Annotated in this window: 22 protein-coding genes; 12 read left to right on the top strand and 10 right to left on the bottom strand. The window is 68.4% G+C overall.

All coding sequences use genetic code 11. The annotated features are described in order from the left end of the window. Positions 1 to 35 precede the first annotated feature (35 nt). Together ACJH5R_RS15545 and ACJH5R_RS15550 are read left to right on the top strand one after the other, a co-directional pair. On the top strand, positions 36 to 1304 hold the full coding sequence (locus ACJH5R_RS15545) for a DUF3068 domain-containing protein (RefSeq protein ID WP_406758946.1): 1269 nt from the start codon (positions 36 to 38) through the stop codon (positions 1302 to 1304). A 7-nt stretch (positions 1305 to 1311) separates the two neighbouring features. Then, positions 1312 to 3021 carry a hypothetical protein gene (locus ACJH5R_RS15550; RefSeq protein ID WP_406758945.1) on the top strand — a complete coding sequence of 570 codons (1710 nt, stop codon included), beginning with the start codon at positions 1312 to 1314 and terminating at the stop codon, positions 3019 to 3021. Here the strand turns inward: ACJH5R_RS15550 and ACJH5R_RS15555 are convergent. Then, on the bottom strand, positions 2999 to 3778 hold the full coding sequence (locus tag ACJH5R_RS15555; protein ID WP_406758944.1) for a PhzF family phenazine biosynthesis protein: 780 nt from the start codon (positions 3776 to 3778) through the stop codon (positions 2999 to 3001). The genes ACJH5R_RS15550 and ACJH5R_RS15555 overlap by 23 nt on opposite strands. After that, a complete protein-coding gene (locus tag ACJH5R_RS15560; RefSeq protein WP_406758943.1) occupies positions 3779 to 4204 on the bottom strand; it encodes a thiol-disulfide oxidoreductase DCC family protein in 426 nt (141 codons plus the stop codon). It abuts the gene before it with no gap. A 115-nt stretch (positions 4205 to 4319) separates the two neighbouring features. Here ACJH5R_RS15560 and ACJH5R_RS15565 point away from each other — a divergent pair, with 115 nt between their 5' ends. Continuing rightward, the gene (locus tag ACJH5R_RS15565; RefSeq protein WP_406758942.1) at positions 4320 to 5654 is read left to right on the top strand and encodes an amidase; all 1335 of its coding nucleotides are present in this window, start codon (positions 4320 to 4322) and stop codon (positions 5652 to 5654) included. A 12-nt stretch (positions 5655 to 5666) separates the two neighbouring features. On the opposite strand, the gene ACJH5R_RS15570 is transcribed toward ACJH5R_RS15565, so the two are convergent. Then, positions 5667 to 6821 carry a glycosyltransferase family 4 protein gene (locus tag ACJH5R_RS15570; protein WP_406758941.1) on the bottom strand — a complete coding sequence of 385 codons (1155 nt, stop codon included), beginning with the start codon at positions 6819 to 6821 and terminating at the stop codon, positions 5667 to 5669. Positions 6822 to 6944: 123 nt separating this feature from the next. Between ACJH5R_RS15570 and ACJH5R_RS15575 the strand changes: the two genes are divergently transcribed. From ACJH5R_RS15575 to ACJH5R_RS15585, 3 genes are all read left to right on the top strand, one after another. Next, the gene (locus ACJH5R_RS15575) at positions 6945 to 7712 is read left to right on the top strand and encodes a class I SAM-dependent methyltransferase (protein WP_406758940.1); all 768 of its coding nucleotides are present in this window, start codon (positions 6945 to 6947) and stop codon (positions 7710 to 7712) included. Positions 7713 to 7766: 54 nt separating this feature from the next. Continuing rightward, entirely contained in the window at positions 7767 to 9239 is a 1473-nt protein-coding gene (locus tag ACJH5R_RS15580; protein ID WP_406758939.1) for an aldehyde dehydrogenase, read from the top strand. Positions 9240 to 9304: 65 nt separating this feature from the next. Next, a complete protein-coding gene (locus tag ACJH5R_RS15585) occupies positions 9305 to 10060 on the top strand; it encodes a hypothetical protein (RefSeq protein ID WP_406758938.1) in 756 nt (251 codons plus the stop codon). 7 nt (positions 10061 to 10067) lie between these two features. On the opposite strand, the gene ACJH5R_RS15590 is transcribed toward ACJH5R_RS15585, so the two are convergent. Genes ACJH5R_RS15590 through ACJH5R_RS15605 form a run of 4 tightly spaced genes read right to left on the bottom strand, consistent with a single transcriptional unit; the run spans position 10068 to position 13920 of the window. Beyond that, positions 10068 to 10562 (bottom strand): hypothetical protein, encoded by a 495-nt coding sequence (locus ACJH5R_RS15590; RefSeq protein ID WP_406758937.1) that lies wholly within the window; start codon positions 10560 to 10562, stop codon positions 10068 to 10070. 15 nt (positions 10563 to 10577) lie between these two features. Then, complete coding sequence (locus ACJH5R_RS15595; RefSeq protein WP_406758936.1) at positions 10578 to 12413, bottom strand: acyl-CoA dehydrogenase; 1836 nt, start codon at positions 12411 to 12413, stop codon at positions 10578 to 10580. 50 nt (positions 12414 to 12463) lie between these two features. Beyond that, positions 12464 to 13090 carry a S1 family peptidase gene (locus ACJH5R_RS15600; protein WP_406758935.1) on the bottom strand — a complete coding sequence of 209 codons (627 nt, stop codon included), beginning with the start codon at positions 13088 to 13090 and terminating at the stop codon, positions 12464 to 12466. Then, positions 13090 to 13920, bottom strand: coding sequence for an arylamine N-acetyltransferase (locus ACJH5R_RS15605; RefSeq protein ID WP_406759027.1), 831 nt, complete (start codon positions 13918 to 13920; stop codon positions 13090 to 13092). Before ACJH5R_RS15605 ends, ACJH5R_RS15600 begins: the two co-directional genes overlap by 1 nt. Positions 13921 to 14109: 189 nt before the next feature. Here ACJH5R_RS15605 and ACJH5R_RS15610 point away from each other — a divergent pair, with 189 nt between their 5' ends. Continuing rightward, positions 14110 to 14850, top strand: coding sequence for a 1-acyl-sn-glycerol-3-phosphate acyltransferase (locus ACJH5R_RS15610; protein ID WP_406759026.1), 741 nt, complete (start codon positions 14110 to 14112; stop codon positions 14848 to 14850). Between the two features lie 5 nt (positions 14851 to 14855). Continuing rightward, entirely contained in the window at positions 14856 to 16490 is a 1635-nt protein-coding gene (fadD12, locus tag ACJH5R_RS15615) for an acyl-CoA ligase FadD12 (protein ID WP_406758934.1), read from the top strand. Positions 16491 to 16493: 3 nt separating this feature from the next. Here the strand turns inward: fadD12 and ACJH5R_RS15620 are convergent, their stop codons facing one another. Beyond that, entirely contained in the window at positions 16494 to 17912 is a 1419-nt protein-coding gene (locus ACJH5R_RS15620; RefSeq protein WP_406758933.1) for a WS/DGAT/MGAT family O-acyltransferase, read from the bottom strand. A gap of 44 nt (positions 17913 to 17956) precedes the next feature. Beyond that, a complete protein-coding gene (locus ACJH5R_RS15625) occupies positions 17957 to 19189 on the bottom strand; it encodes an alpha/beta hydrolase fold domain-containing protein (protein WP_406758932.1) in 1233 nt (410 codons plus the stop codon). A gap of 89 nt (positions 19190 to 19278) precedes the next feature. Here ACJH5R_RS15625 and ACJH5R_RS15630 point away from each other — a divergent pair, with 89 nt between their 5' ends. Genes ACJH5R_RS15630 through ACJH5R_RS15640 form a run of 3 tightly spaced genes read left to right on the top strand, consistent with a single transcriptional unit; the run spans position 19279 to position 22406 of the window. Further along, positions 19279 to 20175 carry an alpha/beta hydrolase gene (locus tag ACJH5R_RS15630; RefSeq protein ID WP_406758931.1) on the top strand — a complete coding sequence of 299 codons (897 nt, stop codon included), beginning with the start codon at positions 19279 to 19281 and terminating at the stop codon, positions 20173 to 20175. Positions 20176 to 20179: 4 nt separating this feature from the next. Further along, positions 20180 to 21247, top strand: a complete 1068-nt coding sequence (locus tag ACJH5R_RS15635) for an acyl-CoA dehydrogenase family protein (protein ID WP_406758930.1) — start codon at positions 20180 to 20182, stop codon at positions 21245 to 21247. Between the two features lies 1 nt (position 21248). Continuing rightward, positions 21249 to 22406, top strand: a complete 1158-nt coding sequence (locus ACJH5R_RS15640; RefSeq protein ID WP_406758929.1) for an acyl-CoA dehydrogenase family protein — start codon at positions 21249 to 21251, stop codon at positions 22404 to 22406. 101 nt (positions 22407 to 22507) lie between these two features. Here ACJH5R_RS15640 and ACJH5R_RS15645 read toward each other — a convergent pair whose 3' ends face one another. Next, entirely contained in the window at positions 22508 to 23476 is a 969-nt protein-coding gene (locus tag ACJH5R_RS15645; protein WP_406782317.1) for a MaoC family dehydratase, read from the bottom strand. Positions 23477 to 23503: 27 nt separating this feature from the next. Here ACJH5R_RS15645 and ACJH5R_RS15650 point away from each other — a divergent pair, with 27 nt between their 5' ends. Beyond that, a complete protein-coding gene (locus ACJH5R_RS15650; protein ID WP_406782318.1) occupies positions 23504 to 24655 on the top strand; it encodes an acyl-CoA dehydrogenase family protein in 1152 nt (383 codons plus the stop codon). Positions 24656 to 24717: the final 62 nt, after the last annotated feature.

The raw sequence follows: 24717 nt of genomic DNA on the forward strand, positions 1-24717 counted from the left end.
ATTTGGGTACGGGGTCAAAAGGAGGAAGCGGCGACGTGAACCGAGCAATCATGATGCGTATCGCGGCATGCGCAGTCATGGGTCTCGGCGCCGCCCTGATGGTCGCGGCACTGTTGCTGTCCACCTACACGGTGGGCAAGATCGCCAAGATTCCCCTCGACATCGATGTCACGCTGATCGGCAACGGCAGCGGCGCCGCGTTGGACCCGGAGTCCCTCGGCAGTGAGCACGCCGTCGTCGACCAGGACGTGCCGCTGGTGTCCCAGCAGCAGATCGGTGTCGAATCGCCCGCCAACGCAGACGTGGTGACCCTGCAGGTCGGCTCGTCGCTGCGCCGCGCGGACCGGCAGAAGGACACCGGGCTGCTGCTGGCCATCGTCGACACCGTGACGCTGAACCGCACGACCGCCGAGGCGATTTCGGATGACACCCACCCGGGCGGCTCGGTCCAGCGGCCGCGGAACTTTGAGGACGAGACCCCGCCCACCAACATCGCCCTGCCGCACGAGGGACTGTCCTACCGGTTCCCCTTCGACACCAAGAAGCAGTCCTACCAGTACTTCGACCCGATCGCGCAGAAGGCCTACGAGGCCAATTACGAGGGTGAGGACGACGTCAACGGGCTGACCACCTACCGGTTCGTCCAGAACGTCGGCTACGACGGCGACGGCAGCCTGGCCGAGCCGGTGCGTTACCCGTCGCTGTACGGCCACGACGAAGACGGTGAGATCACCGCGCCCGCCCGACTCTGGAACATCGAAGGCGCCGACCCCGACGAGGACGTCACGATGACGCGGTACTACGCCGCGCAGCGCACGATGTGGGTCGACCCCGTCTCAGGCACCATCGTGAAGTCGAAGTTGCACGCCAACCACTACTACGCCCGGGATGCGCTCAAGCCCGAGATTGCGCTGGCCGACTACACGGTCACCAGCTCCGAGGAGACCATCGAAGCGCAGGTCAACGCGGCCCGCAACGAGCGCGACCGGGTGGCACTGTGGTCCCGGATCCTGCCGATCACCTTCACCGCGGCCGGGCTAATCTGCTTGATCGGCGGCATCCTGGTCGGCTGGTTCAGCCTGCCGGCCGAGGCCGCGCTGGGCCGTGGCGACCGGCACGGCTCCGACGGTGGATTCTTCGGCGGGTTCGCGCCCAAGGCCCCGACGGCCGACCGCCCGTCGGGGGCCGAGGCCGAGACCGAGAAGCTGCCGGCGCAACGTCCCCAGCTGGACCGCCCGTCGGGGCCTCCGGAATCGAGCCCCCCGGAGCGCGCCACCCCGGATTCAGCTCCCGACCAGTCGTAGTTCCGCGGTGGTGCGAGCCAGGCGCGCGATCGCGCCCTGCTATGCACTCGGGTTGACGTTGTTCATCCTGGCGCCAGTGCTGCGTCCGGGTTATCTGCTGTTGCGAGACGCGGTTTCGACGCCCCGCTCATATCTGACCGGGGCTGCCCTCGGGTTGGGTGAGGCGTCACCGAGAGCGGTGCCGCAGGACTTCGCGGTGGCGCTGGCGTCGCGACTGATCGACGGCGGCACCGTGGTCAAGGCGCTGCTGTTCGCGGGCCTGTGGCTGGCCGGATGCGGTGCGGCACGGCTGGTGGCGATGGTGCTGCCGGAGGCCGGGCTGCCCGGTCAACTGGTGGCGACCACCGTGGCGATCTGGAACCCCTATGTGGCCGAGCGGCTGTTGCAGGGCCATTGGAGCCTGCTGGTCGGATACGGCTGCCTGCCGTGGGTGGCGGCGGCGATGCTCGGATTGCGCGCCGGAGCGACCGGACTCTTCGGCCTGGTGTTGTTCCTGGCGCTGGCCGGTTTGACCCCCACCGGGCTGTTGCTGGCGGCGGTGGTGGCGCTGGTGTGCGTCGCGGCGCCCGGTGCCGGGCCGCCGCGATGGTGGTGCGCGGTGAGTGCGGTGGCGATCGCGGCGACCGCCGCCCTGCCCTGGCTGATGGCGGTGGTGCTGAGCCCCGGATCCGCACAGGGCGAGTCGGCCGGGGTGGCGGCATTCGCGGCCCGCGCCGAGCCCGGCCTGGGCACCCTGGGCAGCCTCGCCGGGCTCGGCGGGATCTGGAACGCCGAGGCGGTGCCCGGTTCGCGACGAACGGCTTTTGCGCTGCTGGCGACGGCGGCGTTCATCGGGGTGCTGGGGCTGGGCTGGTCGTCGGTGCGTGACCTGCCTGCGGCGCGGCCGCTGCTGATCCTGGCGGGCTCGACGGTGCTGGCGTTCACCCTGTTGGCCACCGGGCCGGGGCTGGCGCTGCTGCGCTGGGCCACCGATATCGCGCCCGGGATCGGGATGCTGCGCGACGGTCAGAAGTGGGTGGCGTTGGCGGTGCCGGGCTACGCGCTGGCCGGCGCAGGGGCGGTCGTGGGGCTGCGGGACCGGCTGCCGCCGGCGCGCGCGGCGCTGGTGTGCTGTGTCGCGCTGGTCGTCGTGCTGCCCGACCTGGCCTGGGGTGTGGCCGGACGGGTCACTCCGGTGCACTACCCGCCCGGGTGGGCGGCGGTGGCGGCCAAGATCAACGCCGATCCGCGCCCGGTGGCCGTGCTGCCGGCCGACACCATGCGCCACTTCCTTTGGGTGGGACCGGCTCCGGTGCTCGATCCGCTGCCCCGGTGGGTGCGTGCCGAGGTGCTCACCACCGGTGACCTGACCGTGGGCGGGCAGACCGTCCCCGGCGAGGGCACCCACGCCCGGGCGGTGCAGCAGGCCCTGCTGTCCGGCGCTGAACCCGCCACGCTCGGCGTCAACGGAGTGGGATGGGTGGTCAAGGAGACCGACGCGGATGGCGAAATAGGCTCTGCAGCAAAGACGTTGAGTCGGCTTCCGGTGGCCTACAAGGATTCGGACTTCATCGTGTACCGGGTCGGGGGCCGTGCGCCGAAGGCTTCGGCCGGGCCGCGCCGGGCCGCGCTGGCCGCCCACCTGGTGTGGCTGGCGATGCTGGCGGTGGGCGCGGGAGGACTGGCGGCGCCCGCGCTACGACGTCATCTGCCGGCTAACGGCGCAGCTCGCCACTGAAGACTGTGACGGCGTGACCGATCAGAAGGACACGGTCACCGTCGCAACGGACCCGCAATTCCCCGCCGCGCGCTGAGGCCTGCTCGGCCGAGAACTCGGCGACCCCCAGCCGCTCGCCCCACAGCGCCGCGAGGGTGCAGTGCGCTGAGCCGGTCACCGGATCCTCGGGCAACCCGAAGCGGGGCGCGAACACCCGGCTCACGACGTCGGAGGCGCCGTCACCGCCTGCGGTCACCACGACGGCGCGGGCGTCGACCTTCGCCAGCGACGCCGTGTCCGGGTTCAGCGCACGGACTTCGGCGGCCGAGCCGGCTTCCACCACCACGTCCATGCTTCCCCGCCACACCGAGCGGATGCTCACCCCGGGCAGGCCCGCCACCAGTTCCGCTGTCGGCGACTCGGCGCGCACCGGATCCGCCGGAAAACCCATGCTGATCGCACCATCGGGCCCCGTCGTACAGAACAACACCCGGTCGCCCGCCCTGAACGACTGATCACCGCCAAGGACATGAGCGCTGGCCAGGGTTCCCGAACCGCACAACGCCAGTTCGGCCACCGGACTGAACCACCGTAGGGGTCGCGCAGCGGGGTCCGACTCGGCCAGACCGATGAATGCTGTTGCCGGGCAGTTGAACTCTGCTGCGACCGCTTGCATCCACCTAGTGTCGGCCGGACCGTCCAGCAGCACCACGCCGGTGGGGTTCCCGCGGAACCTGGTCGTCGTGAAAGTGTCTACCAAATAAGCGGGGACGGGCACCTAGGCGTCCAGGAAGCGGGCCCGCACGCCGGGGCCCGGGATGGGGCAGGTGTCGTGCCGACCGCCCAATCGATAACGCACGGCGGCGAAGCGGTCGTAGAGCCAGTCACGCAGCCGTGCCGGGATGACGCGGGCCGCAAGCAGCAGCCGGAACGGGCCACCGAGATAACTGAGCACCCGCAGGGCCGCCGCGGATCGAACGTCGATGTGCTCATCGGGCCGGCCGGGGTTCTCCACGAAGACCATCGAATCGACATCCCGCAGCTCCGGGTGGCGCTCGATGATCGCGCGAGCGAAGTCGCTTTCCAGTGCCGCGAATCGCAGGGTGCCGCGCCGGTCGAACCGCAGAATGCTCTGCACCGATCGATTGCAGATTCCGCAGACGCCGTCGTAAAGCAGCACCGGAGCTGGGTGGTCGTCGGTCACCGGCGCACCTCCACGTGTCTGCACAACCTCTTAGGCTCTTAGGCCAGTATGAAGCAGTTCGCCAACCGGTAGGAAGTCGGCGCCAACTGAGGATTGCGGGCGATAGGGTCTCGACGTGGAGTTCACCGCGACCGAGATTGCGGCCGCAGTTCAGCGCGGAATGCTGACGGCCCGAGCCGCCACACAGCGGGCGCTGCACCGGATCGAGCAGACCCAGCCGATCTTCAACGCGTGGCAGGTGATCCGCAACGACGCTGCGCTGGCCGAGGCGGACGCGATCGATGCCCGTGACGATCGCGGGTCGCTTCCGTTGGCGGGCGTTCCGATTGCCATCAAGGACAACATCGCCGTCGCCGGTGAACCGATGCGGGACGGCACGCTGGCCACCAGTGCGGCGCCTCGAGCAGCCGATCACGAGGTGGTTCGTCGCCTTCGCGCCGCCGGCGCGGTGATCGTCGGGCTGACTCGAGTCCCCGAACTCTGCATTTGGGGCGCAACCGATTCAGCCTTCGGCGTCACCCGCAATCCCTGGAATCCGGAGCGGACTCCGGGAGGCTCGTCCGGAGGGTCCGCGGCTGCGGTCGCATCGGGAGCGGTACCCATCGCCCACGGGAACGACGGCATGGGCTCCATTCGGATCCCGGCCGCCTGCTGTGGATTGGTTGGCCTCAAGCCTGGTCACGGGGTGGTGCCGGTCGGAGAGGCGCACGCATCCTGGGGAGGGATGTCGGAGAACGGACCGCTCGCGACCACAGTCGCAGATGCCGCGCTGATGTTCTCCGTCATGGCCGACGATCCCGATGCCGCGGTTCTGATCCCTGGGCCCACCCTGCGGATCGCCGTGTCGACTTCGGCCCCCAGCCTGGCGACGCCGGTAGCGCGAGATTGGGCCGAGACGGTCCATCGGACGGCCGATCTTCTTCGCGGCGGCGGCCACGTTATTCGGTCGGCGACCCCGCGTTACCCGGCCACGCTGATGAACACGACCGCGCTGGCGTTGTGGACGGCGGGAGCCGCGGCCGATGCACGCGCTTCGGTGAACACGTCCTTGTTGGAGCGCCGCAACCGCATCCATGTGCGGATCGGAGACGCTGTCGAGAAGCGGGGTCTTGCGAACCCCAAGGGGCGCGAGGTGTGGCGGCAGCGCGCGTTCGACTTCTTCGCCGACACCGACGTCCTGGTCACGCCGACGCTGGCTCAGCCGCCGATCAGATCGCGACGCTGGGCTCAGCGGGGCTGGCTCACCTCGCTGGTCACCAACGCGCGCTACGCCCCCTTCGCGGCACCGTGGAACATCATCGGTTGGCCCGCGATGACCGTGCCCGCCGGACTCGACCGCCACGGCCTGCCCGTCGGCGTGCAGTTGGTCGGCAAACCCGGGTCCGAGCGCACCCTGCTGGGCCTCGCCGCTCACCTCGAGCGGCTCCAACCCTGGCCGCGCACTGCTTAGCGAGCCGAAACCTCACACCACGCCGCTGACGTAGCGGCGTTCTCGGACCGCCACCAGCACGGTGTGCAGCCCTTCGGCGCTTTGCCGCCACGAGAATTCGGCGCTGCGGTCCTGCGCCTTGTCGCCGAGCTGCTCGCGCAGCACCGGATCCGCCAGCAGCCGGTGAAGTTGCTCGACCAGCTCGTCGCGGTCGTCGACTAGCATCCCGGTGACCCCGTCGACGATCGAATCGGACAGCCCACCCGAGGACCGGTAACCGATGGTGGGCACGCCGTGCTGGCCCGCCTCGATGACGGCCAGGCCCCAGCCCTCCTTGCGGGACGGCAACACGTGCACCCATGCCCGTTGCACCAGTTCGTGTTTGGTGACCTCGTCGACGTGGCCATGGAAGGTGACCGCGTCGGTGATCCCCAGCTCCGCGGCGTGCTCCACCAGCCGGTCGCTCCACCAACCTCCACCGATGACGTCGAGGTGCAGACCCGGCACCTGGGCACGCAGGGCCGCGACCGCATCCAACGCGTCCTCGATCTGCTTATGCGGCACCAGGCGGGACAGCACCACCACCCGCGGCGTCGGCGAGCGTGGATGGGTCAGCGTCGCCGGTGGCGCCTCGTCGAGGCCGTTGCGCACCACCGCGATGCGCTCGGGCCCCACCCCGAGCTCGATCAGGTCGCGCACCGAGGGCAGTGACACGGTCAGGTACTGATTACGCCGGTTCAGCCAGGGCGACAACCTCGACTCCACCATCCAGCCGATCCGGCTCAGCACCGGCCCAGCCACCGGCCACTGCTCGCGGTGGCAGTGGTGCACCAGCATCGCGACCCGCCGCCCGTAGGCGAGCCGGGCCAAAAACGGCAACCCGTTCTGGGTGTCGATCACCGCGTCGGGCCGCACCCGGCGCAGCTGGCCGAGACCGAACCGGGCGGCCACCATGGCCGCCCCCGCCCACAGGTACACGGTGTACGGCCCGCCGCGCCGGTTGATGTGCACCCCGTCGACGATCTCGTGTTGGGGCGCGCCCGGGTAGCGGGCGGTACGCAGCGTGACCGCCACGCCGGCGGCGGCCAGCTCGGCGCCGATGCGCTGCAGGTAGGTCTCACTACCGCCACCCTGCGGATGCCCGGTGTCACGCCAGCACAGCAGCAGGACAGAGCGGACAGCAGGCACGCCGACAAGGGTAGTCGGCCGTCTCCTCGCCCCGTCGAGCGTGAAGCCAGCTGCACGTTCGGCCCCCGGCGCGCGACCACCTTCACCCTCGGCGGGTTCAAGGCCGGGTTCTAGGCTGGCTCGGTGGCTGCCACCGACCTGTTCGCGCGACGCGCGACGCTGGCCCGTTCGGTGCGCCTGCTGTCCCAGTTCCGCTACGAGCAGAGCGAGCCGGCCCGGTTCTACGGCGCGCTGGCCGACGACACTGCCGCCATGGTCAGCGAGCTGTGGCGGGGGGTCTGCGGCGACGATCCGGCCGGTAAGACGGTGCTCGACGTCGGCGGCGGGCCGGGCTACTTCGCCGCCGCGTTCGCCGCCGCCGGGCTGCGCTACATCGGGGTGGAACCCGACCCTGACGAGATGCACGCGGCGGGCCCGCGGCCCGCAGATGCCACAGGCAGCTTCGTGCGGGCCTCGGGCATGGCCCTGCCCTTCGCCGACGCCAGCGTGGACATCTGCCTGTCATCCAACGTCGCCGAGCACGTGCCGCGGCCCTGGCAGCTCGGCGACGAGATGCTGCGGGTCACCCGGCCCGGCGGCCTGGCGGTGCTGTCCTACACGGTGTGGCTGGGCCCGTTCGGCGGCCACGAAATGGGTCTGACGCATTATCTGGGCGGGCAGCGCGCCGCCCGGCGCTACACCCGCCGGCATGGTCATCCGCCGAAGAACAACTACGGCTCGTCATTGTTCGCGGTGTCCGCCGCCGAGGGTCTGGACTGGGCCCGCCACACCGGCGCCCTGGTCGCGGCTTTCCCCCGTTATCACCCGCGATGGGCGTGGTCGATGACGAAGGTGCCGGGTATTCGCGAGTTCGGTGTGAGCAACCTGGTGCTGGTGCTGCAACCGGAATAACGGATTGACTGCAACGTGTTCTAATCCGTCCGCCGGCTAGGTAGGGTGGCGCCCATGACCGACTCCAGCATCACCGAATACGACACCCTCTTCATCGGCGGCAAGTGGACCGCCCCGTCCACCGATCGGGTGATCGAAGTTCACAGCCCGGCCACCGGCGAGTATGTCGGCAAGGTGCCGCTGGCAGCCAAGGGCGACGTGGACGCCGCGGTGGCCGCCGCACGCACCGCGTTTGACTCGGGCCCGTGGCCGTCGACCCCGCCGGCCGAGCGGGCCGCGGTGATCGCCGCGGCGATCAAGCTGATGGAAGAGCGCAAGGACCAGTTCACCGCGCTGCTGGGCGCCGAGACCGGCCAGCCCCCGCTGAGCGTCGAGACGATGCACTGGATGAGCTCGCTGGGCGCCCTGAACTTCTTCGCCGGACCCGCCGCCGACGAGGTCAGCTGGGAAGAGGTCCGCACCGGCGCCTACGGTCAGACGATCGTGCGCCGCGAACCGATCGGCGTGGTCGGCGCGATCGTGGCGTGGAACGTGCCGCTGTTCCTGGCGGTCAACAAGCTGGGGCCGGCGCTGCTGGCCGGCTGCACGGTGGTGCTCAAGCCCGCCGCCGAGACACCGTTCAGCGCCAACCTGCTGGCGCAGGCGTTCGCCGACGCGGGCTTGCCCGAAGGCGTGCTGTCGGTGGTGCCGGGCGGCGCCGAGACCGGCCAGGCACTGACCTCCAACCCGGACGTGGACATCTTCTCCTTCACCGGCAGCTCGGCCGTCGGCAAGGAGATCGGCAAGCGCGCCGCGGACCTGCTCAAGCCGTGCACGCTGGAGCTCGGCGGCAAGTCGGCGTCCATCGTCCTCGAGGACGTCGACCTGGCATCGGCGATCCCCATGCTGGTGTTCTCCGGGATCATGAACACCGGTCAGGCCTGTGTGGCCCAGACCCGCATCCTGGCGCCGCGCTCGCGCTACGAGGAGGTCGTGGAGGCGGTCAAGAACTTCGTCACCGCACTGCCGGTCGGCCTGCCGAATGACCCCGGCGCCCAGATCGGCTCGCTGATCAGTGAGAAGCAGCGCGAGCGGGTCGAGGGCTACATCGCCAAGGGCATCGAGGAGGGCGCCCGGCTGGTCTGCGGCGGCGGCCGCCCCGAGGGCCTGGACTCCGGCTTCTTCGTGGAGCCGACCGTGTTCGCCGACGTGGACAACTCCATGACCATCGCCCAGGAGGAGATCTTCGGGCCGGTGCTGTCCATCATCGCCTACGACACCGAGGACGACGCGGTCGCGATCGCCAACGACTCGGTCTACGGCCTGGCCGGCAGCGTGTGGACCTCCGATGTCCCGCGCGGGATTGAGATCGCCAACAAGATCCGCACCGGGACGTACGGGATCAACTGGTACGCCTTCGACCCGTGCTGCCCGTTCGGCGGCTTTAAGAATTCCGGGATCGGCCGGGAGAACGGTAAAGAGGGCGTCGAGCACTTCACCCAGCAGAAGAGCGTGCTGATGCCGATGGGCTACACGCTGGACGCCTGATCGGTAGCGGCTCAGATCAGTTCACCTTGCCGTTGCTGCAACGGTAAGTCCCTATACTGCCGTGCGTGGGCGTGCTGGTGTGGTTTGCACCCTGGGCGGTGTATTGGGTGTTGGTAGGAAATGCGCCGCCAGTGATCGCGGCGGCGGTGGCGCTGGTTGTTGCGTTCACCGTCCTGGTCAGCAACCGCGACTCGTCGGAACGGCCCGTGAGTATCGGCGCCGTTGCGACCTTCACGGTGCTGGCGGCGCTGCCGCTGGCGTTCACCGGGGCGCAGCGCTGGGTGCTGGCGTTGAGTTTCGCCGGACTGCTCGCGACGCTGCTTGTCGGCATGGCCCTGGGCAGATCCGTGGTAGCAGCCGCCGTCAAGGCGGATCTGCCGGCGGCGGTGGCGCAATCCGAACTGCTGCGTCCCGTCGTGGATCGGGTGACGTGGATCTGGGTGGGCGCTGTGACGGCAATGTTGGTCTCGGCGGTAATCCCGGAGATCTTGCTGCCCGACGCCGGCACACCGCTGATCTACCTGTGCTCCTGGGTCATTCCGTTCGCGACCCTGGCCGCGGCGGCGATCGCATCGCGCATCCTGTCGGATCGGATGACCGCCGGCTTCGGCGACGCGGTGCGCAAGACGAGCTTTGTCGCCTTCGTCGACCTGGAGATCGACCAGCTGTACTACCTGGCCACCGAACACGCCACCCGTGAAGTCGGCCCCGGCGAGGAGGCCTACAACGTCACCGTCGGCACCAAGGGAACCCCGCTGTCAGGCGACGACACCCGAGTGTCGTGGCCGTCCACCTACAAGGTTCGCCAACGGCGCAGCTGATCCGCGCTCAGCCGTTGAGTCGGCGGCGTCGGCGGTGCTCGATGCAGCGCCCCACCTGGGCGCGGTAGAAATCTTCGTCGCGCCCGCCGGCGGTGTAGAGCCGCGCGCCGAGTCGGTCCCGGAGCTCACCGACATCCACCTGATCGGTGCTGGCGTTGGCCAGCACCCATTCGACCGCGGCGTCACTGCCGTGTTCCCGGCAGATCCGCTCGGCCCGCTTGGCGGCGGCGCGCTTGTGAAACCGGGCGAATCCGCGCTTGCTCCAGGCGCGCAGCTCCAGGACTTCGAGGTCAAGCAGTTCGCGCAGCACCGACAGCGGCCCGTCCGGCACGGTCTTGAACGGTGCCACGTCGACGAAGGTCAGTGCGCCGTCACGACGGCGGACCGCCTCGATGTCCGGTTCCACCACGACCGCGCCGCGGCCCTGGGCCAGCTCGTGGGCCCACCGCACGATGGCATAGCCGTGGTCGGGCAGCTGGTACTTCCGGGTGTGGGTGTCCACGGCGGGACGTCTTCGCTAGAACGCGTCCTCGGAGAGATCCATCAACGCGAGATCCTCGCTTTCCACCATGCGTCGGTCTGCGCCGAGGCGGGGTAACACGTTGGCCGCGAAGAACTTTGCCGCCGCCACCTTTCCGCGGTAGAAATGCTGCTCGTCACCGGACGCCCCTTGGTCCAGCGCCGTCAGCGCGATCTCGGCCTGACGCATCAGCAGCCAGCCGATCACCAGATCGCCGACGGCCAGCAGGAACCGCACCGAGCCCAGGCCCACCCGATAGAGCTCTCGGGGGTCCTGCTGTGAGCCGAACATGTATCCGGTCATGGCGGCCACCATCGCCCGGGCATCGTCGAGCGCGGCGGCCAGCAGCTTGCGCGAGTCGGCCAGCTCCTTGTGGCCGTCGGCGTTGTCGATCAACGCCTCGATCTGGGCTACCAGATGCGCCAATGCCACCCCGCGGTCGCGGGCGATCTTGCGAAAGAAGAAGTCCTGCGCCTGAATCGCGGTGGTGCCCTCATACAGTGAATCGATCTTGGCGTCACGGATGTACTGCTCGATCGGATAGTCCTGCAGGAAACCCGAGCCGCCGAAGGTCTGCAGCGAGTCGGTCAGGTACTGATAGGCCCGCTCCGAGCCGACGCCCTTGACGATCGGAAGCAGCAGGTCGTTGACCCGTTCGGCCATCTCGGCGTCGGCGCCCGACACCTGCATGGCAACTTGCGGGTTCTGGTGGGCGGCGGTGTAGAGGTACAGCGCCCGCATGCCCTCGGCGTAGACCTTCTGCATCATCAGGGCGCGCCGCACATCCGGGTGATGGATGATCGACACCCGCGGCGCGGTCTTGTCGGTCATCTGGGTCAGGTCGGCCCCCTGAATGCGCGTCTTGGCGTACTCCAGGGCATTGAGATAGCCGGTGGACAGCGTGGCGATCGCCTTGGTTCCCACCATCATTCGCGCATATTCGATGACGTGGAACATCTGCGCGATGCCATTGCGAGTGTCGCCGACCAGCCACCCTTTCGCCGGGATGCCATGCTGACCGAAGGTCAGCTCGCAGGTGGTCGAAACCTTCAGTCCCATCTTGTGTTCCAGCCCCGTGACGAAGACCCCGTTGCGCTCGCCGGGCTCCCCGGTCTGGGGGTCCGGCAAAAACTTCGGCACCAGAAACAGGCTGAGCCCCTTGGTCCCCGGTCCGGCACCCTCGGGTCGGGCCAGGGTCATATGCATGATGTTCTCGAACAGGTCGTCGGTGTCGCCATTGGTGATGAATCGCTTGACGCCGTCGATGTGCCAGCTGCCGTCGGGCTGCTCGATGGCCTTGGTTCGGCCCGCCCCGACGTCAGAGCCGGCGTCGGGTTCGGTGAGCACCATGGTGGCGGCCCAGTTCCGCTCGATCGCCATGGAGGCCCAGTGCCGCTGCTGCTCGTTGCCCAGCCCGTAGAGAATGTTGGCGAAGATCGGGCCGGCCATGAAGATGAACACCGCGGGATTGGCGCCCAGCGCCAGTTCGTTGATCGCCCAGGACACCATCGACGGCGCCGGCACCCCGCCTACCTCCTCGACCAGGCCGATCCGAAACCACTCGCCCTCTTTCCAGGCCCGCAACGACTCCTTGAAGGGTTCGGGCAGCGTCACATGGTGGGTGGCCGGATCGAACACCGGCGGATGGCGATCGCTGGCGGCAAAGGACTCGGCTACCGGCCCCTCGGCCAGCCGGGCGGCTTCGGCCAGCATCTGGCGCACGGTGTCGCCGTCGAGATCTCCGAACGCGCCATCAGCCAGGCATTTCTCCAGGCTCAGCAGTTCGAACAGATTGAACTCCAGGTCGCGCACATTGCTCTTGAAGTGACCCATGATTCCAGCATGCACCTTGACGATGCGCGGGTCGCCGGAATCGCAACGTTCTAACGCACTACGTGCAATCCCCATTGGCGCAGGATCGGCTCCACCAGGACGAAGTCGGTGCTGGAGTCGTCGTCCACGGGTCCACCCTGCAGAATCCCGACCGCGCTGACGCTGCCGTCGGGGTTGACCACGAAGCCGGGACTGCCGCTGTCCCCGATGGTGCTGTACACGCGGGTTTCCACGAGGTTGCCGTTGACGGCGGTCACCGGACCACAGGTCTCACCGGTCTGGGCGCCGGTCTTGCAAATCGTCATCCCGACGTGAATCTGATCCGCCGACAGCACGCCCGCCACCGGGTAGCGGCCGGCAATCTTGGGGTTGGGTCGACCGGCATCCGGGTCGAGCCGGATGATCGCGGCGTCGCGGTCCTCACCGTTGTCCTCGCTGGCGGTGATTATGCCGAGCGGCGTCTCGAAGATGTCGGTCCACTGCGATCCGTCATGCGAGTCGCAGTGCCCGCTGGTCAGCAGGTAGTAGCCGCCGACGTCGTCCTGGGTGAGAAAGCCCGCCGTGCAGCTGCTGTTGTCGTCCAGCAGCTCGATGCCAGGCATCGGCCCGGCCGACGCGACACCGGCAAAGGCCAGTCCCGCGGCCGTCATGACGCCCGCCCACGCGATCTTGCCCATCAGGTGTCCAGCACCGATGCCACTTTGGCCTCGACGTCGCCCAGCTCGGCCAGATCGATGCCGAAGCGGTCGGTCAGGGCCGTGCACACCTGGGCGGCGTCGTCGAACCGAATCCGCTCGGTGCCACCGCCGGCGTGGATGGCGAGGTTGCGACCGCGCAGGTTCCAGCGTGCATCGTCGGTCACCAAGGAGGCGCTGAGGCCGACCACAAAATTCGACTCGGGGAAGGTGGACACATACCAACTGCCCACCTGCAAGTCGATCAGCGGCCGCGGCCGCAGGCCCAAGATGTACAGCGGCCGCCAGCGCTCACCGATCAGCGTCTCCAACACCAACTCGTCCGCGTCATTGCCGTGCCGACGCAACCGGAACGGCTCATGCGAGGTCTGCTGAACTTCGTCGGGGACCATCGGGATCGGTGCGGTCGGTGTCTGCCCGCCGAATCCCACGTCGACGAGATAGAGCTGGTCCGAGCCCGGGATCGTCACCGCCAAGGCCTGGTGCGTCTGAGGGCTCGGCGGGCCTTCCAGCCCTTCCGGGGCCATCCACACCACCCGCGCGGCCAGCCGCTCGGCCCCGAAGCCGAGTTCAGACAGCACCTCGCACATCAGGTTGTTGTGCTCGTAGCAGTAGCCGCCACGGCGTCGCGCCACCAGCTTGGCGCTCAGTGCCGCCGAGCTGAGGTCGATCACCGGTACACCCATCAGGGGGTCGAGATTCTCGAACGGAATGCGCCGGACGTGCGCGGACACCAGGGCGGTGAGCGTCTCATGCGTCGGCTCGGTGCCACCGCGATAGCCGATGCGGTCGAAGTACGCCTGCAGGTCGATGCGGAGCTCCCCTCGGCTCTCGGAACAAGTGCGCTGATGGTATCCACCAGCGGGTCTGAGCCGGTAATATAGGTAAAACTAGAACACGTTTCAATTGAGGGGGCCGCGGTGGACACGCCGGACAACGACTGGTCGGACGACGTTCCACGGCCCATCACGAAGTGGGACCCGGGCCTGACCGAACGGGTGATGGGCCTGTTGCGACCATTCATCAAGGGCTACCACCGCGCCGAGGTACGGGGCTTCGAATCATTCCCGAACGGCGGCGCCCTCGTGGTGTCGAACCACTCCGGCGGCCTGTTCGCGATGGATGTCCCGGTGTTCGCCACTGGTTTCTACGACACGTTCGGCTACGAGCGTCCGGTCTACACCCTGAGCCATGACCTGATCTTCACCGGTTTCACCGCCGACTTCTTCCGCAAGACCGGGTTCATCCCGGCCAACCACTCCAACGCCGACGAGGCCCTGCGCTCCGGCGGTGTGGTGGTGGTCTTCCCGGGCGGCGACTACGACGTGTACCGACCGACGTTGGAAGAGAACAAGATCGACTTCGGCGGCCGCAAGGGCTACATCCGCGCCGCGCTCAACGCCGGTGTGCCGATCGTGCCGACGGTAGGGATCGGCGGCCAGGAGAGCCAGTTCTATCTGACCCGCGGCACGGGGTTGGCCAAGGCTCTGCGGCTGGACAAACTGATGCGGGTCAAGATCCTGCCGATCTCGTTCGGTTTCCCGTTCGGGCTTTCCGCGGTGTTGCCCGTCAACCTGCCGCTGCCCACCAAGATCGTCATGCAGGTATGCGAGCCGATCGACATCGTCGCGGAGTTCGGCGAGGACCCCGACATCGACGTCGTCGACGCGCACGTGCGCGAAGTCATGCAGAAGGCGCTGGACAAGCTCGCCAGCGAGCGCCGTCTACCGATCCTGGGCTGAGCGGTATGGGCCTGTTCGACTCGCTCAATCGGGTCGGCTCGATGCTGGTGACCTTCAGCCGGGCCGGACTGTTGGCGCCCATGCGCCCGGACAAATACCTCCGGATAGCCGCCGCTGCCGCCGCCGAGGGTGGAACCACCACCACCGGGATCGCCATGGCGGCCCAGAGGTGTGGCGACCGCGCGGCGATCCTCGACGAGCGCGGCACGTGCACCTACGCCGAGCTCGACCGGCGCTGCAACGCGCTGGCCGCCGGCCTGCAACGGCTGCCCGGCCGCACGCCCCGGGCAATCGCCCTGATGTGCCGCAACCACCGCGGCTTCATCGAAGCGCTGGCGTCCGCCAACCGGGTCGGCGCCGACGTGCTGTTGCTCAACACCAGCTTCGCCGGGCCGGCGTTGGCCGAAGTGGTCGCCCGCGAAGGCGTCGACCTGATCTTCTACGACGAAGAGTTCACCGCCGCCGTGGATCTGGCCGTGCCGGCAGCCTCCGGGTGCACGAGGGTGGTGAGCTGGACCGACAGCGAGGTCCCCGGCCTGACCGCAGACGAGTTGATCGACGCCAACGCCGGGCGTCGACCGGCCAAAGCGTCGCGGAGCGGCAAGCTGGTCATGCTCACCTCCGGAACCACCGGTACCCCCAAGGGGGCACGCCGCTCCGGACGTGGCGGGGGCGGGATCGCCGACCTGCAAGCCATTTTCGACCGGATCCCCTGGCACACCGAGGAAACCGTGGTCATCGCCGCGCCGATGTTCCACGCCTGGGGCTTCTCCCAGCTGGCGCTGGCGCTGACCATGGCCTGCACGATCGCCACCCGGCGGAAGTTCGACCCCGAGGCCACCCTGGCCTTGATCGAGTCCAACCACGCGGCCGGACTGTGCGTGGTACCGGTCATGTTCGACCGGATCATGGCACTGCCGGACGCGGTTAAGGTTCAATACCCTTGCAAGTCACTGCGATTCGCGACGGCCTCCGGCTCGCGGATGCATCCCGACGTGGTCACGGCGTTCATGGACACTTTCGGCGACGTGGTCTACAACAACTACAACGCAACCGAGGCCGGCATGATCGCGCTGGCAACACCGGAAGACCTGCGCTACTCCCCCGACACCGCCGGTCGCCCCGCACCGGGGAGCGAGGTCCGGATCCTGGATGCTGACTTCGCCGAAGTTCCGGCCGGGGTGACCGGGCAGATCTTCGTGCGCAACTCCTCGCAGTTCGACGGCTACACCGGGGGTGACTCGAAGCTGTTCCACGACGGTTTCATGGCGTCCGGCGACTTGGGCTACTTCGATGACACCGGAAGGCTTTTCGTGGTCGGCCGGGACGACGAGATGATCGTCTCGGGGGGCGAGAACGTCTACCCGATCGAGACGGAGAAGGCACTGATCAAGCACGGTGCCGTTACCGAGGCGGCGGTGATCGGTGTCGACGACGCCGACTACGGGCAGCGGCTGGTGGCCTTCGTGGTGTTGACGCCCGGTAGCTCGGCCTCGGTCGACGAGCTGAAGCAGCATGTCCGGGAGAATCTGGCCGGCTACAAGGTGCCGCGTGACATCACCATCATGGAGGCGCTGCCACGCAACAACACCGGCAAGGTATTGCGTCGCGAGCTGCAGGCGCTGGCGGCGTCCGACTGAGATCTAGGCGGGCGCCATCGCGGTCTCGACGGTGGTCAGCTGCTCGGAAAGCCCAGCGGCACGGCGGATGTCGACGAACTCGTTGACCAGTGCACTGGTCACCTCATGCGGATCTTCAACGGTGACACCGTCGGTCAGCACTGAGATGTTGAGCTGGTCCACGTAGCTCCACACGGTGATGTTCAGACCGCTGCCGGCGGTCAACGGCCCCACCGAGTAGATCTCGGTGACCAGCGCGCCGCCGACCCTGCCGCGCTCTCGCGGGCCGGGAACATTGGAGATGTTGAGGTTGAGGACCTTGTTCTGACCGTCCTTACCCGACAACCATCGGAACAACGACTCCGCCGGCGCCGGCGGCAGGTACGCCGACCACCGGCTGACCAGCTCCGGCCCGACCAGGTGATGGGCCTCCTTGGCTAAATCGGCCGCCTCCCGGGCTTTTGCGATCCGCTCCCGAACGTCGGCCACATCGACCGGCAGTGCCACCAACACTCCGGAGAACCGATTACCGGAGATCCGGTCGGCGGAGAAGTCGAAGCTCATCGGCACCGACGCCAGCAGCGGGTGATCCGCCTTCCCGTCGTAACGCAGCAGCAGCGTGCGCAGCGCCCCGGCCGAGATGGCCAGCACCAGGTCGTTGATGGTGATGCCCAACTGCTTGCTGGTCGCCTTGATATCGGCCAGCGCCAGCGTGGCGGTGGCGAACCGGCGATCGGGCGTGAGTACGTGGTTGATGAAGCTCGGCGGCGGGGTGAACGGCCGGGTCAGGTCGGCGGAGAGTTTGCGCGTGCTGCGCCGGACCCGGCCGATGCCGGCCGCGGTGTAGCCGATGGTCGCCGGGATCTTGCCCATCTGCCGGAAATGGTCACGGAATGCCGACCGCACCAGCTGGCCGCCGGTGGGCGCGGGATCGGTTTCGTAAGAGTCACGCTCGTTCTGCGAACCGGCCACCAGATCCATGCCACGGGCCATCAGGTTCGCCGACGCGATCCCGTCGGCCAGTGCGTGATGGATCTTGCCGACCACCGCGATCCGGTTGTTTGCCAGCCCATCGATGAAGTACATCTCCCACAGCGGGCGGCTACGGTCCAGCGGCGTGCTGCCGATCTCACCGATCGCCTCGTCGAGTTCACGGCGGCCGCCCGGAGCGGGCAGCGACCACGGCCGGATGTGATACGCCAGGTCGACTTCGCAGTTCTCCCGCCACATCGGGTGGTGGAACTTGCCGGGGATGTCCACCAGTTGGTAGCGGAACGGATCCAGCTTGTAGAGCCGGCCATGAATCACCCGCCGGAACGCCTCGACGTCGAAGCCGTGCCGATCGGAATCCAGCTCGATCACCGCGATCTTGAGAGTGTGCATGTGCACGTTCGCCGTCTCGCTGTACAGCAGAACCGCATCCCACCCGGTGAGCCGCTTCACCCCACACCCCTCGCCATGCACGGACCATACCGTGGCGGACGGGTTCAGATGATCTGTTTGCTCCCGACCGTGGTGCGGTCGCGGTGAATCTGGTTGAGGAACAAACCGATTGCCGTGCTCGTCGCACCGGTGCGGGCCCCGTCGGTCATGTCGAAACCGTGCCCGGCTCCAGGCAGCTCCAGGTACCCGACCTTGGAACGTGACACCGCTCGCAGGCGGTCGGCGAAGCTACGGGCCTGCTGTACCGGGATGACCGTGTCGGCGCTGCCATGGACCACCAGGAACGGCGGCGCATCCGGATGAACCCGCGCGATCGGGGAGGCCTGCCGGTAGAGGTCGCGATGGCGCCGCATCGATCGACCGACCACCACCCGCTCCAAGAAGTCGACGAATGCGACCCGTTCGGGGGTGGAGCGATCCTCCCAGTCGTAGCGCCCGTAGATACCCACCACGGCGTCCACGGAGGTGTCCCCGCCGGCCGGCAATTGGTCGGCGAATTCAGGGTCGCTGACCGCGCCTCCGGTCAGCCCGGCCAGGGCGGCCAGATGCCCGCCGGCCGAGGCACCCGCCACGGCCACGAAATTGCGGTCGCCGCCGAATTTGTCGACGTTGGCGTGCGCCCAGGCGATCGCGGTCTTGACGTCGACGATGTGGCTCGGCCACCGGTTGTGCGGCGCGACCCGGTAGTCGATCGACAGGCACACCCAGCCCTGCTCGGCCAAGTGGGACAGCAGCGCATAACCCTGCAAGAGCCGGCTGCCGTGTACCCAGGCACCACCGGGAACATAGATCAGGACCGGCGCCGGACCGTCCGGCAGCTCGCTGGACCGCCACACATCGAGCACCTGCGCGGGATCGCTGCCGTACTGCACACCGGAGCGATAGATGTGCCGCCGGTGCTGCAACGCCTTCACCACCGGCGGAGCCTGCTCCGGTTCGGGCCAATCGATGTCGAGATCGGCCGCCGAGACCACACCGCGCAGCGCGGCATCGCTGACCACATGGGTCTGCTCGCGCTCCTGCTTGCGGATGGTCGCGGCCCCTGGGGCCAGCCAGGATTTGGCGGCATTGGAGAAGAACTCCGGCATGTGGCGGGTGCCCCATACCCCCATCGCGGTCATCCCGCCCAGGGGTTCGAGGTGCTTCCCGACCACCGGCAAGGACGCTGAGGCAACGCTGAGTGCCAGCAGGTAGTCGCTCGGCCGAGCTCGCATCAGCCAACGCAGCCGGCCGGCCAGGTCGAGCCCGGTCTCCGGGGTCTGCGATCGTCCCGTCATTGGCGCAGGGTACCGCGTTTGGGGTCTGAGGCGACCGCAATCGGGTGGGTTGGCGACGCCGCCAGTGCGGCGCCGGTAATACTGAGCCGATGGTAAGCAGCGGGTTCCATCCAGATCTGCGCAGAACTGCCCGATTCCTTCCGCGAGGCGGGATCGGGCGTCGGACGCTGCCGGTGCTGCAGACACTCACCGGGATACAGGGCCGGCGCACTCCCGGCGACGTCGAGGTCCTGAGCCTGCCCTCGGGCGCCGGCGTCCGGCTCTTTCGGCCGCCGAATCGGCCCGCCGATCCCGCACCGGCACTGCTGTGGATCCACGGTGGCGGCTACGTCATCGGCACGGCCGCCCAGGACGACCGCCTCTGCCGCAGGTTCAGCGCCGAACTGGGTGCCACGGTCGCGTCAGTGGACTACCGACTGGCGCCGCAGAACCCCTATCCCGCCGCGCTGGAGGACTGCTGGGCGGCACTGACCCGGCTCGCTGAGCTGCCCGGGGTCGATCCGGCCCGGATCGCGATCGGCGGCGCCAGTGCCGGCGGCGGGCTGGCCGCGGCCCTGGCGCAATGGGCTGCCGACCGCGGAGAGGTATCCCCCGTGTTGCAGCTGCTGGTGTACCCGATGCTCGATGATCGCAGCGCGGCACTGCCGGCCAATCGGAGCTACCGACTGTGGACTCCGCGGAGCAACCTGTTCGGCTGGACCGCGTATCTGGGCGACGCGGATCCACAGGTCGCGGTACCGGCACGGCGTGCCGACCTGAGCGGGCTGGCACCGGCCTGGATCGGGGTGGGCACCTTGGACCTGTTCCACGACGAGGATCTGGCCTACGCAGAGCGGCTGCGTCAAGCCGGCGTCCCCTGCGAGGTCGAGACCGTCCCGGGGGCGTTCCACGGCTTCGATCTGTTGATGCCCAAAGCCACAGTCTCGCGGGCGTTCTTCGCCGGCCAATGCGAGAGCCTGCGGCAAGCCTTCGGCCGGAAGGCCTGACCCGGTGGCCGGCTCCAGCCCGGAGGAACTGCGGGCACTGCGCGGCGGGGTCGCCGAGTTGATGACCAAACGCTCGCCCGACGACGATGTCTGGTCAGAGTTGGCGGCCATGGGCCTGCTCGGACTGTTGGTGCCCGAGCAGTACGGGGGCGCCGGCGCCGGATTGGTCGAGGTAGGCGTAGTAGCCGAAGAGCTGGGCAGGGTCCTGTACTCCGGTCCGTATTTGTCCTCGGCGGTACTTGCGGTCAATCTTCTTATGACAGCGGACGACCCGGCACAGCGCGAGGCGGTGCTGCCGGGCATCGCTGCCGGGCGCACCCGGGTCGCGGTCGCCTTCGCCGAGGGCGATTCGACCCGTCCACCCGCGACGCCGACCACCACGGCCCGCGGCGAAGCGACCCCGCTGGTCTCCGGCGAGAAGCGGTTCGTGCTCGACGCGGACGCCGCCGACCTGCTCTACGTGCTGGCCGGATCATCGGATGGACCCGGGATCTTCGCCGTCGACCCGGCCGGACCGGGCGTGACGGTGGAACCGCTGACCACGGTCGATCCCTCCCGCCGGCTGTGTCTCGTCCGATTGGCCGACGCCCCGGCAACGCCGGTGGGGTCGGCCGGAGCCGGCGTCGCCGCCGTGACCGCCGCGCTGGACCGTTCCGCGGTGGCACTGCTCGGCGAGCAGGCCGGTGCCGCCCGGTTCGCCATGGAGATGGCCCGCGACTACGCCAAGACCCGTTATCAGTTCGGCCGGGCCATCGGCAGCTTTCAGGCCGTCAAACACATGTGCGCCGACATGTTGCTGGAGGCCGAGTCGGCGGTGACGGCCGCGCGCCATGTGGCCGCGGCCGGCGCCGAAGGATCCGGCGACTGGTCCGCCGATCTCGCACTGGCCCAGGCGTATTGCTCGGATGCCTTCGTCTTTGTGGGCGCCACCAACATTCAGGTGCACGGCGGGATCGGGTTCACCTGGGAACATCCCGCCCACCGGTATCTGCGCCGGGCACGCAGTGACGCCCACCTGTTCGGCAGCCCCTCCTGGCACCGGGAGCGCTACCTGCAAGAGATCGGAGCGTGAGATGACGCTGCCCGACCCCAACGACGAACTTCGCGGTGAAGTCCGCAACTGGCTGGCCGCCAACTGGTCACCCGGTACCGACCGGGCCACCTTCGCCGCGGCGATCCTCGCTGCCGGATGGACCGCTCCGAGCTGGGAGCCGGACTGCTACGGCCGCGGCCTGACTGACCGCCAATCCCGCTTGGTGGCAGCGGAGTTCGCTGCCGTCGGCGCTCCCGGAACCGGCCACGACCGGGCCGACCTGTTCGCCTGCACAATCCATGACCGCGGCTCCGACGAGCAGAAGCACAGGCTGCTGCCGCCGGCGCTGCGCGGCGAGACCAAGTCGTGCCTGCTCTACAGTGAACCCGGCGCGGGATCGGACCTGGCCGGTCTGCGCACCCGCGCCGAGCGCGACGGCGACGACTGGATCATCAACGGGCAGAAGGTCTGGACGTCGTTCGCGACCACCGCCGACTACGGCATGCTGGTCGCGCGCACTGACCCGGACGTGCCCAAGCACAACGGCATCACCTTTTTCATGCTGCCGATGCGCCAGCCCGGCGTGGAGGTCCGGCCGATCCACCAGATCACTGGCGAATCGGAGTTCAATGAGGTGTTCCTGACCAACGCCCGGGTCCCCGACGCCAACCGGATCGGCGAGCCGGGCGAGGGATGGTCGGTGCTGCAGGTGGCATTGGGCTACGAGCGCCGGCTGATGGGCGACGTCGCACGCACTGCGCGCCGCAAGGAGAAGTCCAGCGGTTTGGTGGAATTGGCCCGCGATGCCGGTTGCCTTCCCGATTCGCACATCCGCCAGGAGATCGCCCGCATCCAGGCGCTGACGACGGTGAACCGCTGGAACAATCAGCGGGCTAAGACCAGCAGCGACCGCGCCGAATCAGCCACCCTGCTGGCACTGGGCAAGATTGCGATGTCGCGCATCCTGCACGAGACCGCCCGGGTCCAGACCGAGATCGTCGGCGTCGAGTCGCTGCTGAGCGGTCCGGACAATCCGGTCGGCGACGCGGTGACCTTCCGGGCGCTCAACGCCTACTTCACCTCGATCGGCGGGGGCACCGATCAGATTCAGCGCAACATCATCGGCGAGCGGGTGTTGGGCTTGCCCAAGGAACCCGACCCCTATCGCGACGCCCCGTTCCGGGACCTACCGCACTAACCGCGCACGCTCGCGATCAGCCGTGAACGTGCGCAGTTGTACACAAGAGCGCGGCGTGTCGGGTGCAAACACGCGCGCTCGCGCAAAGTAGGAACCCGGCCTCAGAACTGCAAGGCGGTGAAGCGCCAGTCCAGCACCTGACGGTCCGGTTCACCGTCGGCACCGGCGGCGTAGACCAGCGACCGCAGCTCCAACACGCTGTCGCGGGCGGATTCGATGTGCAGTTCGCTGTAGAGGGTGTCGCCTTCGTGGACCGGCGCCGTGTGATCGCAGGACTGCCAGCCCAGCACCGTGGCCAGATTCGGCAGCAGCCGGGAAGCCTGCGCCAGCGCCAGGCCGATGGTGTGTCCGCCGTAGACCAGCCGCTGCCCGGCCACCCGCGAATCATGGTGGGTGGCAGCAACGTTGAGGGTCAGCCGAGCCAGCTCCGGAGCTGAAGAGACCACATCACCGGTGCTGGTCAGCACCGTCCCCGCCATCGCCGCGTCGAAGTGTGGCCCCGGCACCCGCTGACGAAACTCCGCGGCGTTCCAATCCGCGGTCACGTCCGGCGGCGCCGCGAGCCCCGCGCCGATGGCGGACAGGTCATCGGCGTGGCCGGTATCGGAGACACCCGGCGACAGCGGCAGCATCGCGCAGCGGTAGAAGTCGAGCACCAGCCGGTCCACCTGATCGATGGTGGTGACCCGCAGCGCCACCAGCCCAGTGGGTTCGCGCCCGGGCTTGGCCGAATTCTGCTTCAGTCCAACGACTTCGGTGCGGGTGAAAACCGTATCGCCGATCACCGGATACCGGAAGAAGGCCAGGCCGCGGTAGAAGAGGTTCGCCTTGACGCGCCGGGTGACCAGGGTGGACTGCCCGATCGCGACGTCGCACACCAGTCCGGGGTGGGCCAAGGGAGTCGTGGCCCCGGTCACCGCCCGGGACAACTCGGCGTCCAGCGGCAGGCGTAGCCGGTCTCCGAGGATGGCCTGGTGCAGCGCCGCCGCACCGGCCGTCAGGGTCATTGCCGGGGCCGCGTCGAACACCTGACCGACCTGGAGTTCGTCGAAGTAGGGGCCGCTGGTCACAAGAAAATCCTGGCATACGGTGAACCGATGAACCACGAAGAGTCGATCTTGGTCGAAACCGTGCGTCAGTTCATCGACCGGGAGGTGAAGCCGACGGTCCGCGACGTCGAGCACGCCAACACCTACCCGGAGGCGTGGATCGAACAGATGAAGCACCTCGGCATCTACGGTCTGGCTGTTCCCGAGGAGTACGGCGGGACGCCGGTGTCGATGCCGTGCTACGTGCTGGTCACACAGGAACTGGCCCGCGGCTGGATGAGCCTGGCCGGGGCGATGGGCGGCCACACCGTGGTCGCCAAGCTGCTGACCCTGTTCGGTACCGACGAGCAGAAGCAGCGTTACCTGCCGGCCATGGCCACCGGAGCGCTGCGCGCCACCATGGCGTTGACCGAACCGGGCGGGGGCAGCGACCTGCAGAACATGACGACGTCCGCTGCGGCTTCTGCCGACCCGGACACGCTGGTGATCAATGGCTCCAAGACCTGGATCTCCAACGCCCGCTACTCGGGATTGATTGCGCTGCTGGCCAAAACCGATCCGAAGGCCACCCCGCGACACAGCGGCATCTCGGTGCTGTTGGTGGAGAACCCCAGCGACGGGCTGACGATCTCACGCGACCTGCCGAAGCTGGGCTACAAGGGGGTGGAGAGCTGCGAGCTGAGCTTCGACGCTTGCCGGGTGCCGGCGTCGGCGGTGCTCGGCGGCACGCCCGGCAACGGTTTCGCCCAGATGATGAAGGGATTGGAGACCGGTCGTATTCAGGTGGCGGCGCGAGCCTTGGGTGTGGCTACTGCCGCGCTGGAGGATGCGCTGGCCTACGCGCAGCAGCGGGAGAGCTTCGGCAAGCCGATCTGGAAGCACCAGAGTGTGGGCAACTACCTGGCCGACATGGCCACCAAACTCACCGCTGCCCGCCAGCTCACCCGGTACGCGGCGGAGCGCTACGACAGCGGGCAACGCTGCGACATGGAGGCCGGCATGGCCAAGTTGTTCGCCTCGGAGGCCGCCATGGAGATCGCGCTGGACGCGGTGCGTATCCACGGCGGCTACGGCTATTCGACCGAATACGACGTGGAACGCTACTTCCGGGACGCGCCGCTGATGATTGTCGGCGAGGGCACCAACGAGATCCAGCGCAATGTCATTGCGGCACAGTTGGTTGCCCGAGGCGGCGTTTAGCTCCTAGGACCGGTCGCGGCCGGAATGAAAAGCACCCCGCACGCGTGTGCGGGGTGCTTCTC

It is taken from the genome of Mycobacterium sp. SMC-19, assembly GCF_045310815.1.
Taxonomy (GTDB): Bacteria; Actinomycetota; Actinomycetes; order Mycobacteriales; family Mycobacteriaceae; genus Mycobacterium.

What these genes read in the sequence shown, in the direction of transcription:
- ACJH5R_RS15580 (WP_406758939.1), top strand. Translation starts at nt 7,767, where the DNA reads ATGACCGACTCCAGCATCACCGAATACGACACCCTCTTCATCGGCGGC.
- ACJH5R_RS15595 (WP_406758936.1), bottom strand. Translation starts at nt 12,413, where the DNA reads ATGGGTCACTTCAAGAGCAATGTGCGCGACCTGGAGTTCAATCTGTTC.
- ACJH5R_RS15600 (WP_406758935.1), bottom strand. Translation starts at nt 13,090, where the DNA reads ATGGGCAAGATCGCGTGGGCGGGCGTCATGACGGCCGCGGGACTGGCC.
- ACJH5R_RS15610 (WP_406759026.1), top strand. Translation starts at nt 14,110, where the DNA reads ATGGGCCTGTTGCGACCATTCATCAAGGGCTACCACCGCGCCGAGGTA.
- fadD12 (WP_406758934.1), top strand. Translation starts at nt 14,856, where the DNA reads ATGGGCCTGTTCGACTCGCTCAATCGGGTCGGCTCGATGCTGGTGACC.
- ACJH5R_RS15625 (WP_406758932.1), bottom strand. Translation starts at nt 19,189, where the DNA reads ATGACGGGACGATCGCAGACCCCGGAGACCGGGCTCGACCTGGCCGGC.
- ACJH5R_RS15630 (WP_406758931.1), top strand. Translation starts at nt 19,279, where the DNA reads ATGGTAAGCAGCGGGTTCCATCCAGATCTGCGCAGAACTGCCCGATTC.
- ACJH5R_RS15640 (WP_406758929.1), top strand. Translation starts at nt 21,249, where the DNA reads ATGACGCTGCCCGACCCCAACGACGAACTTCGCGGTGAAGTCCGCAAC.
- ACJH5R_RS15650 (WP_406782318.1), top strand. Translation starts at nt 23,504, where the DNA reads ATGAACCACGAAGAGTCGATCTTGGTCGAAACCGTGCGTCAGTTCATC.